General features: G+C 66.0%; 15 protein-coding genes and 2 pseudogenes. 2 read left to right on the top strand and 15 right to left on the bottom strand.

What is annotated here, in order from left to right:
• Positions 1 to 29: 29 nt before the first annotated feature.
• Positions 30 to 1,526 carry an L-serine ammonia-lyase, iron-sulfur-dependent, subunit alpha gene (locus RWS82_RS00280; RefSeq protein ID WP_314645647.1) on the bottom strand — a complete coding sequence of 499 codons (1,497 nt, stop codon included), beginning with the start codon at positions 1,524 to 1,526 and terminating at the stop codon, positions 30 to 32.
• A gap of 150 nt (positions 1,527 to 1,676) precedes the next feature.
• Between RWS82_RS00280 and RWS82_RS00275 the strand changes: the two genes are divergently transcribed.
• Positions 1,677 to 2,015 carry a hypothetical protein gene (locus tag RWS82_RS00275; protein ID WP_314645644.1) on the top strand — a complete coding sequence of 113 codons (339 nt, stop codon included), beginning with the start codon at positions 1,677 to 1,679 and terminating at the stop codon, positions 2,013 to 2,015.
• Between the two features lie 158 nt (positions 2,016 to 2,173).
• On the opposite strand, the pseudogene RWS82_RS00270 reads toward RWS82_RS00275, so the two are convergent.
• Positions 2,174 to 3,903: pseudogene (locus RWS82_RS00270) on the bottom strand (L-aspartate oxidase).
• A gap of 77 nt (positions 3,904 to 3,980) precedes the next feature.
• Here RWS82_RS00270 and RWS82_RS00265 point away from each other — a divergent pair.
• Positions 3,981 to 4,916 (top strand): LysR family transcriptional regulator, encoded by a 936-nt coding sequence (locus RWS82_RS00265; RefSeq protein ID WP_314645641.1) that lies wholly within the window; start codon positions 3,981 to 3,983, stop codon positions 4,914 to 4,916.
• Between the two features lie 30 nt (positions 4,917 to 4,946).
• Here the strand turns inward: RWS82_RS00265 and RWS82_RS00260 are convergent, their stop codons facing one another.
• From RWS82_RS00260 to RWS82_RS00200, 13 genes and pseudogenes are all read right to left on the bottom strand, one after another.
• Positions 4,947 to 5,396: a hypothetical protein gene (locus RWS82_RS00260; protein WP_314645638.1), complete on the bottom strand. Its 450-nt coding sequence runs from the start codon at positions 5,394 to 5,396 to the stop codon at positions 4,947 to 4,949.
• Positions 5,397 to 5,422: 26 nt separating this feature from the next.
• Positions 5,423 to 5,914: a hypothetical protein gene (locus RWS82_RS00255; RefSeq protein ID WP_314645636.1), complete on the bottom strand. Its 492-nt coding sequence runs from the start codon at positions 5,912 to 5,914 to the stop codon at positions 5,423 to 5,425.
• The gene (locus RWS82_RS00250) at positions 5,904 to 6,905 is read right to left on the bottom strand and encodes a hypothetical protein (protein ID WP_314645633.1); all 1,002 of its coding nucleotides are present in this window, start codon (positions 6,903 to 6,905) and stop codon (positions 5,904 to 5,906) included. The genes RWS82_RS00255 and RWS82_RS00250 overlap by 11 nt, the downstream gene beginning before the upstream one ends.
• Before the next feature lie 62 nt (positions 6,906 to 6,967).
• Positions 6,968 to 7,198, bottom strand: a complete 231-nt coding sequence (locus tag RWS82_RS00245; protein WP_314645632.1) for a hypothetical protein — start codon at positions 7,196 to 7,198, stop codon at positions 6,968 to 6,970.
• A 52-nt stretch (positions 7,199 to 7,250) separates the two neighbouring features.
• On the bottom strand, positions 7,251 to 7,508 hold the full coding sequence (locus RWS82_RS00240; protein ID WP_314645631.1) for a hypothetical protein: 258 nt from the start codon (positions 7,506 to 7,508) through the stop codon (positions 7,251 to 7,253).
• Positions 7,508 to 7,753: a hypothetical protein gene (locus RWS82_RS00235; protein ID WP_314645630.1), complete on the bottom strand. Its 246-nt coding sequence runs from the start codon at positions 7,751 to 7,753 to the stop codon at positions 7,508 to 7,510. The genes RWS82_RS00240 and RWS82_RS00235 overlap by 1 nt, the downstream gene beginning before the upstream one ends.
• 596 nt (positions 7,754 to 8,349) lie before the next feature.
• Positions 8,350 to 8,865, bottom strand: a complete 516-nt coding sequence (locus RWS82_RS00230; RefSeq protein ID WP_314645628.1) for a hypothetical protein — start codon at positions 8,863 to 8,865, stop codon at positions 8,350 to 8,352.
• A 240-nt stretch (positions 8,866 to 9,105) separates the two neighbouring features.
• Positions 9,106 to 9,570: a hypothetical protein gene (locus RWS82_RS00225; RefSeq protein WP_314645625.1), complete on the bottom strand. Its 465-nt coding sequence runs from the start codon at positions 9,568 to 9,570 to the stop codon at positions 9,106 to 9,108.
• 43 nt (positions 9,571 to 9,613) lie between these two features.
• Positions 9,614 to 10,090 (bottom strand): annotated as a pseudogene (locus tag RWS82_RS00220) (DUF2247 family protein); the annotation flags it as partial.
• 227 nt (positions 10,091 to 10,317) lie between these two features.
• Entirely contained in the window at positions 10,318 to 10,512 is a 195-nt protein-coding gene (locus RWS82_RS00215) for a hypothetical protein (RefSeq protein WP_314645623.1), read from the bottom strand.
• A gap of 214 nt (positions 10,513 to 10,726) precedes the next feature.
• Positions 10,727 to 11,053 carry a hypothetical protein gene (locus RWS82_RS00210; RefSeq protein ID WP_314645622.1) on the bottom strand — a complete coding sequence of 109 codons (327 nt, stop codon included), beginning with the start codon at positions 11,051 to 11,053 and terminating at the stop codon, positions 10,727 to 10,729.
• Between the two features lie 357 nt (positions 11,054 to 11,410).
• Entirely contained in the window at positions 11,411 to 11,971 is a 561-nt protein-coding gene (locus tag RWS82_RS00205; RefSeq protein WP_314645621.1) for a barstar family protein, read from the bottom strand.
• An 8-nt stretch (positions 11,972 to 11,979) separates the two neighbouring features.
• On the bottom strand, positions 11,980 to 12,594 hold the full coding sequence (locus RWS82_RS00200) for a hypothetical protein (protein WP_314645618.1): 615 nt from the start codon (positions 12,592 to 12,594) through the stop codon (positions 11,980 to 11,982).
• Positions 12,595 to 12,596: the final 2 nt, after the last annotated feature.

The following is a 12,596-nucleotide window of genomic DNA, read 5'->3' as shown; positions in this document are numbered from 1 at the left end:
CGTCGAGGTGACCGTCGTGGGGCGGGCCCTCAGCACTCGATGACGTTGACCGCGAGGCCGCCCTCGCTGGTCTCCTTGTACTTCGTCGACATGTCGAGCCCGGTCTGTCGCATGGTCTCGACGACGGCGTCGAGCGAGACGTAGTGGCTGCCGTCGCCGCGCAGCGCGAGGCGAGCCGCCGTGACGGCGGTCGAGGCGGCGATGGCGTTGCGCTCGATGCAGGGGATCTGCACGAGACCCCCGATGGGGTCGCACGTGAGTCCGAGGTGGTGCTCCATGGCGATCTCGGCGGCGTTCTCGATCTGCCGGTTCGTGCCGCCCATGACCGCGGTGAGTCCGCCGGCGGCCATCGCGCACGCCGACCCGACTTCGGCCTGGCACCCGCCTTCGGCCCCCGAGATCGACGCATTCGCCTTGAACAGCGATCCCAGCGCGGTCGCGGTGAGCAGGAACCGACGGATGCCGCGGCGGCGGTTCGCTTCGGCGGTCTGCTCCTCGTCCAGTCCGTCGACGGCCGGGAGTGCCCGCGCATCCGCCTCGAAACCGAGCAGGGCGCTGCCGACCAGTTCACCGTAGGGCGTCACCGCGTTGCCCGCACCGAGGCCGGAGTCGGCGAGGAACCGCCACCAGTACATCGCCACGGCGGGCAGGATGCCGGCGGCGCCGTTCGTCGGCGCGGTGACGACGCGCCCGCCCGCCGCGTTCTCCTCGTTGACGGCGAGTGCGAAGGCGCCGAGCCATTCGCCCGGCAGCTCACGATGCCCGTCGGCTTCCGAGGCCTCGAGCTGTCCGCGGATCACACTCGCGCGTCGCTTCACCTGGAGGATTCCGGGCAGCACACCGTCGGCGTGCAGACCGGCGTCGACGCATCCGGCCATCGCGTTCCAGATGGCGTCGAGGCCGGAGGCGACCTCCTGCTCATCGCGGATCGCGGTCTCGTTGAGCCGTGCGACCTCGGCGATCGACAGGCCGTGCTCGTCGCAGAGCGCGAGCAGTGACGCGGCATCGGCGTAGGAGTAGGGGAAGCCGGCGGATACGACGGCCGCTTCCTCGCCGTCACGACGGATGAACCCTCCGCCGACGGAGTAGTAGGTCTCCTCGGCGATGACCGCTCCGGCCGCGTCTGCGGCGGTGAGGGTCATGGCGTTCGGATGCCCGGGCAGACGGGTGCGCGGGGCGAACACGATGTCGTCCTTGGCGAAAGTCACGTCGTGGATGCCCGCGAGCCGTAGGGGCGCGCCCTCGGGGTACGCACTCCATGCCGCGCGCACCTCGGCCGGGTCGCAGGTCTCGGGCGAGAGCCCGCGGAGGCCCGCGACGACGGCATCCGGCGTGCCGTGGCCGATACCGGTTGCGCCAAGCGAGCCGTAGAGCGTGCAGCCGACTCGCGCCGCGCGCCGGAGGGTGCCCGAGGATTCGAGCCGCCGGGCGAAGTCGAGCGCCGCCCGCATCGGCCCGACCGTGTGGGAGCTCGAAGGCCCCACTCCGATGGAGAAGAGGTCGAAGGCCGAGACGTACGCTGTCACCCTACCAGGCTACGCCGTCGGCAGCGGTTCGGTTCACGGCCGTTAACCCGCGGGGTGCGGATGCCTCCGCGAGCGCGACCCGTCAACCCCCTGCCCGCGACCCGGCATCCGCCGCATGCTGGGGGAAAGCACACGCGAAAGGGGATCATCATGACCGACAGCACTCCCGCCCAGGACCCCGCCGACGAGCTCTCGCCCGAGGCGCAGACCCCCACCCCGACGCCCGCGTCGACCGAGACGCACATGCCCGAGCAGGGGGGCCCGCAGGACAGCACGCCCGAGCCCGACCAGGCGGTGGGCGAGGCGACGACGCCGCCCGAGGCCGACAGCCCCGAGCAGGCCGACGACGACGAGGTGCCGAGCACCGACGAGCTTCAGGAGCCGAGCACCGAGAAGGCGCCCGGCGAAGAGCCCAAGGCTCCCGAGAAGGACGACTCCGATCCCGATCATCAGGCAGTCGGGATCGGAGTCATCGACACCGAGGAGTGAGGCCGCTCCCCTCACGTGGGGCGTGCCCCTCGTGCGAGGGCAGCCCCCTCGCGTGAGGGCAGCTCCTTCGCGTGAGGGGTCAGAAAGTGCCGTGTCTCACCCGCACGATACGGCGAGTCTTGACCCCTCACGGTCGAGGGAGCGCGCACGCACAACCGCTACTCGACGAGCTTGCCCGCGGTGTCGACCTCGCGCATCAGCGCGGCGATCTCGTCGGGAACGGCGGGGATCTCCTCGCGCGTCACTCCGGCGGTCGGCGACCAGACGAGGTTCACCTGCAGCGTCGGATCGGTGTCGGGGAAGTCGCTGCGGTTGTGGCATCCGCGGGTCTCCCGACGCTCCAACGCGGCCTCCATGGTCGCCCGGGCCGCGAGCGCCGAGGCCTTGAGGTCGAACGCGTGCGCGAGGTCCTGGAACCCCGCGATGTCGGGGTGGATGCCCACATCCTCCATCCGCCCCTCGATGAGGTCGAGCTCGGCGAGGCCCTGACGCAACCCTTCCTCCGACCGCACCACGCCCGCGTGCTCGGTCATGGTGTTGCGGATCGCACGCTGCAGGGCGCGCACGTTCTCGCGCCCGTCGGCGGCGAGCAGGTCGTCGATCTCGGCGCGCGCGGCGTTCACCGCATCCGCCGATCGGCGCTGCGCGTCGAGCGATGCCGCGTGGTGGATGGCCGCCTGCCCGACGATGCGTCCGTAGACGAGCAGCTCGATGAGGGAGTTGCCGCCCAGCCGGTTCGCGCCATGCAGCCCGCTCGATGCCTCGCCGATCGCGTAGAGCCCATCGACGTCGGTCTGGTGGTCGTCCGGCCGCACCCAGACGCCGCCCATCGAGTAGTGCGCGGTCGGCGCGATCTCGATCGGATCGGTCGTGATGTCGCGCATCTGCAGCTCCATCATCGTCTGGTAGACGCGCGGCAGGCGGGTCATGATCGTCTCGCGCGGCAGGTGCGAGACGTCGAGCCAGACGCCGCCGTTCTCGGTGCCGCGCCCCTCTTTGATCTCGGTGTAGGCGGCGAGCGCGACGCGGTCGCGGGTCGACAACTCCATGCGCTCCGGGTCGTAGGTCGACATGAACCGCTCGCCGAGGGCGTTGCGCAGAACGCCGCCCTCCCCGCGCGCCGCCTCGGAGATGAGGGTGCCTGCGGCGTTCTCGGGTTCGAGGATGCCGGACGGGTGGAACTGCACGAGCTCGGGGTCGCGCAGCCGTGCGCCGGCTTCGACCGCGAGGCGGAAGGAGTCGCCGGTGTTCTCGTCGCGCCGTGAGGAGGTGCGGCGCCAGATGCGGTTGTGTCCGCCGGCGGCGAGGATGACGGCATCCGCGTGGATGAGGTAGCGGGTGCCGTCGGCCTGGTCGAAGCCGTAGGCGCCGAAGATCACGTTGTCACGTACGAGGAGGCGGGTGATGTAGACGTTGTCGAGGATGGGCACGTCGAGCTGCTCGGCCCGCCGCACGAGCGTGCGCTGGATCTCGAGGCCGGTGTAGTCGCCCGAGAAGGCGGTGCGGCGGAAGGTGTGGGCGCCGAAGAACCGCTGCGAGATGCGTCCGTCGTCTTCCCGGGCGAAGTCCATGCCCCATCGTTCGAGATCGCGGATGCCCCGCTCGGCGCCGCGCGTGACGATCTCGACCGTGTGCGGGTTGGCGAGCAGGTAGCTCTCCTTGATGGTGTCTGCGGCGTGCTGCTGCCAGGAGTCGTCGGCGTCCATCGTGCCGAGGGCCGCGTTGATGCCGCCCGCGGCGAGCGAGGTATGCGCATCCTGCCGGGGCGTTTGCCGACCGCGAGCACGTCGACGCCATGCTCGGCGACCTCGATCGCGGCGCGCAGGCCCGACCCGCCGGTGCCGATGACGAGGACGGTGGTGGAGATCTGGCGCTCGCGAGTGCTCATGCCTTCGACGCTAGGCAGCCCCGCTTCACATATCCAATGCATAGTTCCTCTGTGAACCATGCGGGTAGGCTATGGACATGAACCTGGAGCAGCTCCGCGGGTTCGTCGAGGTGGCGCGCCTCGGCCATTTCACCCGGGCATCCGAGCACCTGCATCTCGCGCAGCCCTCGCTGAGCCGGCAGATCTCGACGCTCGAGCGCGAACTCGGAGCAGAACTCTTCCACCGCGCACGCGGTCACATCGCCCTGACCACCGCCGGCGAGACGCTGCTCCCCCGCGCTCAGCGCATGCTCGCCGAGGCCGAGGCGATCCGCGACGAGATGGGCGAGCTGGCGGGTTTGCGCCGTGGACGCGTGCGCCTCGGCGCCCCGCCCACGCTCTGCATGAGCCTCGTGGCCGAGGCGCTGGCCGCGTTCCACGTCTCCCACCCCGGCATCGAGCTGCAGCTCGCCGAGGCCGGGTCTCGCGCGCTCGTCGAGCAGGTCGCCGTCGGCGCGGTCGACATGGCTCTCATCACCGAGTCGGCCGGTCCACCTCCCGCGGGCGTCAGCCTCACACGCATGCCGCTGCTGACCGAGGAGCTCGTCGTCGTGTCATCCGCCGCGCAGCCGCCGCTCTCGCAGGGGGCATCGATCGGCCTCGCCGACCTCGCCCTGCTCCCGCTCATCACCTTCGACGAGACCTACGAACTGCGGGCGACGACGGATGCCGCCTTCCGCAGCGAGGGCCTTGAACCCACACCCGTGCTCGCCGGAGCCGAGATGGACGCCGTGTTGCGCTTCGTCGAACGAGGCCTCGGCGTGGCCGTGGTGCCCGCGATGGTGCTGCTCGACCAGCCCGGACTGCGCTCGATGCGCCTGTCGCACCCGATGATGACCCGCACCGTCAGCCTCGCCCACCGGTCGGACGTGACACCCGCCGTCGCCGTGTCGGCGATGCGCCGCGTGATCGTCGCCACCGCGGTCGAGGTGGCGAGGCGCGATCCGGCGATCACGAGCCTCGTGGAGGGGTAGCGGGAGCGCTCGGCCTGACATTCCGCCTTCTCAGAGGTGATGCCATGTGTCGGTTCCAGACTGTATCGACGGCGGCACATCCACTCTGCCGACGCGGCGGACGATGAGCCACAGAAGCGACGCCGGCACGCCGAATGGGGGAAGGAGCAACGCGGCCCCGGATACGGCCGTCACCCACGTACCACTTCCTGTCCCCTCAAGTGCATACGACTGCCAGCAGGCGATCGGCCATGCGGCGGCCGATGCCATGGAGAACGCGAAGGCATGCCACGCCACGCCGGATGCCCGGAACAGGGCGTGGGCGACGATGGAAAGCACGACGACCGCCGCCGTGGCGACAGGCACACCGCTGAGCACACGCGCCAGGGAGTCGAGCGATGGATGCTGGTAACTCTCCTCGACCGACCGGAGCATCCCTGGCAACCCGAGCGCGGCCGAAGCGGCGAGAGCCACGAGCACAACGGCGAGGTACGCCAGCACCACCCCTGCTGAACCCACGTGCGCTCTCACTGTGTGCGTCCTCGCGTACGCGCGCCGCGACTGCCTTGAAGCGATTCTTGGTCAGCGGTAGCCGCCGGTCTGACCAGAGCACTTCTCGCGACGAGGTAGTAGCCGGCGGAGCTCATCAGCAGCCCGAGCGCGAGCAACGACAGCGAGATGAACCAGAGGAAGACAGGCAGAACGACGAAGGGGATGCCGAAGACGACCGCGACCGCAAGCGGACCGGCTGCTGCATCGATGACGAACAGCGGATGCCCCGCTTCATGCTCGTGCCAGATGACGCGCCAGCTTATGAAGCCCGCGATCGCGGCGAGGGCACAGTGCGCGCCGACGTGTAGAGCGATCCAGAGCGGAGAAGCTGCGAGTACCTGCAGAGAGAGCGGCCAGCTGACGACCGTGAATACCGCGACCGTTTCCGCGAGCACGGTGATGGCGCCGACGATGACGAACCCCGCCAGCATCCCCTTTCGATCTGGGAGCCGGGTCTCATCGCCCACGCGCGTCACCGATCGAGATGCGTGAATGCGATCTCATCGCAGCGAAGATCTCCGGTGTGACAAGCCGGGACGGGAGGAGAACGGGGACGCCGTCCTTCATGAACGTGACGGAGCCCGAGTTCTTGGCCAGGTGAGCTATTTGATTCCAGGACCAGCGAACTCTCACCCCCGCCTGCCGGAGCAACAAACAATCTTCTGTGATCGCAATGACGTGTCTCGATCCCACAGGCCAGGCGCGCGAGAGACCAATCCGTATCTGAACGGGAATGGCAGCGGTCATCGCCCACAGCCCGAGGCCGGAAGCGAGGAGCGCGCAGACGTCCGGGGTGGGGCCTTCAGCGAGGGCCGTGCTCGCTATGACCACCAATGCAGCTCCCGCGCAGAACCCGAGGATGAGGAGCAGCGCCAGACGCTTGAGTTGGCTTCTCACTCCTTTCCATTGGTCGCGCGCCGTGATGACGATGACATTGGACATACCTTCTTCCGGCAATCCGCTCGCCGTGCTCTCGCTCATCGACGCACTTGCCTCCGCAGTCGGGCGATGCGCCACTTCCACGAGACGTCGCATCTCCTCGAACTCAGCCGTTGAGACCGCCCGCGCGGGAACGATGATCCATGTGCTCACCACCCGAAAGCTGACCGCGCCACGAGCACGTTGTAGGCGGCCGAGGTGGTCCCACTCGTAGACGGTCTCCTCTGATCCCCGTTTGACCAGGAGTCCGTCTGAGAGCGCGGCGACTGTTATCCGGGCGCCGATCGAGCAAGCAACGCGCGAGCGTCGCACGGTACCGACGAGCATGAGGGCGAAGAGGAGCAAGCTCACTGCGATGACCAGCAGCACCCAATGCCCCACCCCTGGAGCCAGACCGAGCTGCCCCTGCGCTAGTAAACCCACCTCAACACCGACGAACAGACTGACGAGCGCTTGGCGCATCCACGACTTGGTTATCGCCGCGCGCACGATCGCCCGCTGATCAGAACGGGTGATCACCGTGCCCTCTTCCGAAATGGCTTCCGCGTGTACGCACCCTTCAGACGACTTGGGTGGTCGCTTCATGGTTCGACCTGCGCATTCTGCGCGCGCCACCACCGTTGAAGCGCCCGCCAGACGCCGGCGAGTCCGTTACCGAGGAGTGCGATACCGAGTCCCCCGGCGAGCACGGCTTCGAACGGCTGATCGCCCTTCCGCATCGTCGGCACACCATCGCGAACGTCCAACCAGACGGACAGCGCGATCAGTGCCGCACCCGCTACCGCCATGAGCAGGAAGAGCCACCCCTTCACAGGACCACCTCCGATGTGATGAGGCACCGAAAGCGATGGACGACGGTGCCGCTCACTGTGTCACGCTCGTCCATCCGGCAACCGCCGCTATGACAGCGACGATCAGAGACCCCACGCCGATGAACACCACCAGCCACATCCGCGGGAGTCGGGCCTGAGTCTCGGCTTCGGACAGTTGGTCTTCACGGAAGACCTCCTCGTACCGCATTCGAACGAATTGTAGGATGCGGTGACGCATGGCGAGGATGGTCACACCGCTCACCCCGGCGAACACGAAGAGCAGGCCGACAGCAATGGTGAAGGCGTTCATCACGGCTCCCGCCCGAAAATACCGGCGCCGATGGTAACGACCCCCATCATCGTCAGCACCACCCCGAGAAATCGCATCATGGACGGGCTCGACCCCTTGGCCGTCACGCGCCCGACCCGCCCGCCCAGCGCGCGCTGCGCATCATTAAAGAAGTGGAACACCTTCTCGCGATGACGCACCAGCAGAGGACCGCAGACCAGCTCCAGCAACCCGATCGCGATCGCGATGTAGTTCTCGATTGTCATTGTGCTCCTCGGACGACGTCGGACGAGGATGATCTCCCCTGAAGAATGACGACCCAGCGCTCGAGTTCTGACGCTGGCGCGCTGATAGGCGTTTGCCACGTGCGGCTTCACACCCTCGCTTGGGGACGACCCAGCCTGTACGCGAAGCGGTTCAGCGACTGCGGCCTGACCAACAGCCCCGGCCACTGATCCGGGTGCACCCACGACCCGGCCGCGGTGACGTGGTCCCGCGCGTAGTAGCGATCCCGAGGAGACCCCGATGGCACCATCGAACGAATACGACCCCGAGTTTAGAGAAGGAGATCGGACCAGCTGATCTCGTTTTCCTGTTCTTCCCTCATGCGAGAAAGCCGAACGAATCGAGGCCGAGGGCTTGCCCGAAACGCAAATCTGAGTGGCCCGTTAGCCAACATCACTATGAAGTTCGCGTCGTACCACGCGAATGCCTGCTTCAGAGAAGCCCGCTGGGCCCAGCAATGCACCGTTACCCACGTCAAAAGAGCGAGAGGCAAGAGAACCCACCTAGCCAAGCCCCGCGAGGCTAGCACGAGCAACCAACCCAGACCCTCCACAATCTTCATCGCAAACCCGACCCATCACGCGCCCGCCGCGTCAACGGTCTCCGACGCGCCGCACGGTTGCTCGCGTGTCTCACCGGAGGGCGTGGCCCACTCCCCCTCAACGAGACCGCCGTCCGGAATGTATACGGATCCCGCGAGCGTCGGGTCGCTGTTGTCGTTCACCCTGATCCGCAAGTAGCGGACCTCGCTCGTCGGGGACGGGGTTCGCAGCACGTGGCTGTGGAATCCGTCATTTTCGTCACTCACCACCAAGACTCGACCTGCACTGATCGATCCTGGCCCGTCTGCCTCCCAGACCAGCCTCGAGGCGGTGCGGTCTGAATTCCGAAGCGCCTCGAACACGCGGATCGACTCGATGGTCACGGACTCGCAGACGGCGAGAAGCAGCCGACCGTCATCGACGCCGACCGCGTATGGTCCCCGGATCTCCCAGTTCAGGTTGCACGACGAGGTCGTCGCGGCTGCCAAAAGTGCGACTGCCGCCAGGAGCATCCGTCGGGCGGCCCGCGCCCTCCCCTGCGAACCCGTCATACGCACCCTCGACCTCGGCCTGAACATCCCACGGAGACTCGTCCGGTGCGGCGTAGCTGGTCTTCGTGACGTCCACTTCCCGTCCATACCGACGTTGCATCCCCTTCCTAGTGAGGATGACGTTGAAGTGCCCGTTTTATGACGCCGACAGCAACCATCCACCGGATTACCGCCGGAGGGCGGTCGGAATGCCATTCACCATCTGAGGCGGCCGGTCACGGGCACGGCCGTTATGCACCTTCAGGCACTCGCGATTCCGCGGACGACGAAGCGGGGGCCTTCGGGAAAGTACTGAACGACTTTCACTTCGGTCTGCCCCTCCGGCGCTATCTCCACCCGCCGATTCAACGCGTTCCCCGCCGTAACCACGAGGGAGCAGAGCGCATCGACCGCCGCTTGGTCGACGAGTTCACGAAGATCGAAGTCGAACGTGATCTCACCGACATCGAAGAAGAAGTTCACGGTGACCCTGTTTGTCAGTCGAACGGCGAACGACTCATGGAGGTACCTCTCGTTCGCCAGATCCGCGACCTCCACGGTCCGTCCATTCGAGGTCCACGCCGCGCGCCAACCCGCCTCCTCGATCACCTTCAACACGCGAGGCCAGTCGGATGGACTCGATTGCACGATCGTTCCGTCCGGAAGCACCCCAGGCTGCGCGCCGAAAGCTCCCACAAAGATCGCTCGATCAAGCGACACGTCCATCTGCCCCACCCTCATCGGATCTGCCAGGCGCACCGCTACCCGTTTACTCCGCATCCTGCTGCGCACGACGCTGTCCATCTCGGCTACCCGGGTCACTACTCGACTCGGTGAGCGCCTTGGCCTCACTCACGAGGTACTGCTCCCAACTGTCCATCATCGCTTTCAGCCCGGAGGGTGCCCCTTCAGCGACAGGCATGTACCGCACAAAAGGCTCAACGGAGGTTGGATGCCCGAAGTCCGCGTAGATCCGTTCGACGAACTCGAAGGGGTCCCTGAGCTGTCCCCGCAATTCGTAGGTTGCGAGTAACTCGAGATAGAGCCACTTCCGAACCGATGACGGTGGTTCGAGCGTCACTTCTTCCGGTTCCACCGCGCCCAGGATTTCTCGTATCTCCGCGACCACACTGCCGTCGAGCTCAGCAAGCTGCCGCAGGACAGGATCCAGAAGAGCTTCTTGGCCGTGCTGCCTCGCAATCGCAATCACAGTCGTTGGCGTGATGATCCCGAGAGACAAGCCGAGACCGAGGTCTTCAGCCGAGAGGTGAAGACTGCTGTGGTTGAGAAATTGAGTATCTAATTCGAGTCACATGGAACCTCCTGGTTTGGGACGCCAGTGCTTCGTCCACCCCTGATGAAAGTCCGATGCATAATCACTGCGCGACTACCTGATCGACCCGGGCGCTACGACTGCATCCCCATGCTCTCGCTCGTGCGTCCTGCACATCCGGGCGTCATCCATTGGTCGCGTCACCTCAGTACCGCCAACATCTCCACCAGCTCTAGATCTGAGAGGACTCCATCTACGACGTCGCCCATTTCATCCAGCCGCGCAAGCACCTCGACGATCTGGTCTTGGCGCTCAGCCTCGAAGGCAATATCGACCACCTCGGCGGCTACACGGTCGTCGTCGGGAGCAGACCCCATCTCAAGAACGCCGCCCACAACTGCACCGCGCTCTCCTTGAGACGTCTGGCTCTGAGACCCTCGACAACGTCAGCGAGTGTTGCGCTTGTAAGGGTGAGAGCGTCGCCGCCGCTCCGGGCTGCCAACGACAGCTCACGGAGCGAATAGCGCTTCAAGGCTTGAAGACGTTCCACGTCGCCAGCCACCACTGTTGCCAGATCGGTCTCAACGTGCGACATCACCTGGGGTTCCTTCAGAGCGCCGGGCATGGATCTCGCGCGACCGTTCCGTCCCAGCGGAGCCAGTCTTGCTCGTTGAGATCCTCAACGTCATAAATCGATACCCCATCCGGCTCGCCGAAAACGTTGATGGACATGCTCGACCATTCCGACACATCAACACGGGCGGCCCCGACCTCGGTCATCCCGGGCGGGGGCTGAAAAAGGCCAATGGTCTCCCCCACGCGCCAACTATGCCTCCCCTCAACAGTCCACACCTTCTTCCTCTCCCGGCCGGGTATATCTCCCACGCTGACGGAGATTTGCGTGGCGGTGATCGGCTCACATGCGACGATGTGCATGTCCTCACCGACCCGCTGAACCGCGAGTGCGAGGTTCCGAGCTTGATCGCACGCGCCGAGGGGCAGAAGAGCCGCAGCCAATAGCCCGAGAAGGACAACCCGTGCGCCTCGACGGCTCCCCGTGACCCTCGGAGCGATCCTGGCAATCCAAGTCCGCGAGCTCCTACCACGGCTCGCAGGGACGTTTTCACCCACCCGAATCATGGCGCTTCCCCTCGGTACCTTCAGCGTGGAGCATTCCGGCGTCGCACACCCGCGCCTACTGAAGATGACGTAAGAGCATCCGTTTTATGACGCCAGCGACCCCGATCGCTCCCACGCCGCCGCACAACGACGCGGGCGAGGAATGACCTCGGTTCAGAGCCGGAGAGCCACCCCGGCCCCTTCTGCCACTCGTCGAACCCGCTCGACGGCTTCCGAGTGCGTGTCAGTGACGTTCAAAAGGACGTGAAACGGCACGGCCATCCGCTCGTATGCCTTAGGTGACGTCACCGCCTGAGACCAGAACCTCCCGGCCGCCTGCAGGGACACAAGTAGCCCCTCAAGCCCCACATCGTCCCCGACCAGCAACTCCTCCGCGCGTTCGATCACCAGAACGTACGCATCCGCCGTCCACCAGTCATCCAGACTTTCGAGACAATCCTCTAGGGCGTACCAGTTCTCCCCAAACCCGTCGAAGAACTGCAGCGCGGCCGAGAACTCATCCATCAACCCCTGCGTGTCGCGCATCTTCCACCCGCGCAACCTTCGTACGAATACGTTCAACCCAGCCATCGAATAAAACAGCGGAGGCAGAGCACTGGTCCGGGATTGCTCCCCGGTACCGACGTAGATCCAAGGCGCCTCTGTTCGCCAAAGGAAGTCCAGCTGTGTAACGGTCATCTGATCTGTACCCATGTGATGAAGTGGTGCGCTCATTCCTCGGATCATGCGTCACCGGCGCGGCCCGTGCCTAGCGCGCTCTGCGCAGCCGCAAGCCCCAGGGGAACGAGCTTCGCGGTGTCGGCGCTGACAACGGAGAACGACACAACGTCAGCACCATCGCGGCCTCGAATCTTCAGCACGGCACCCACACGACCAGCTTCGAGCGAGTATCGCTCGTGCGGAATCATCACCACCAACCGATTCGCATCCCGCCCAGTCCTCAGCTCGATCCCTTCGTTGACGTTCACGGCTATCAGGCGGCTCGCGGCCATAACAGCGGTGTCCGAGCGAGAAACGCGCTGAGCAAAAGTTTCGGTCCCTTTGGGAGGGTTGGCGCGATCGAGAGCGTCCAGCCGCCGCAAAGACGAAGCGAGCACTACCCCGCCGTGAACCCTGCTGGATTGCGTCGCGCGAGCGAGCATGCTTCGAAGTATCCGCGGTTCTCCGTAGCGGAAAGAGATCGCTCCTACGAGAGGCGCCGCGAGGAAGATGACGACCGTGGCGATCGGCATCAACATCGTCGCTCGCGGAAGAACAGCACTTGCCAGCGCTGCCGCGACCATGCTGATCGCAACGAACACGAGCGCTCTGGACAAGATCAAGTGTTTTCGAAACATAG

Source organism: uncultured Microbacterium sp. (genome assembly GCF_963528945.1).
Taxonomy (GTDB): Bacteria; Actinomycetota; Actinomycetes; order Actinomycetales; family Microbacteriaceae; genus Microbacterium.
Note: the sequence above shows the minus strand (reverse complement) of the source record. Positions and strands in the feature narration are given on the sequence as shown.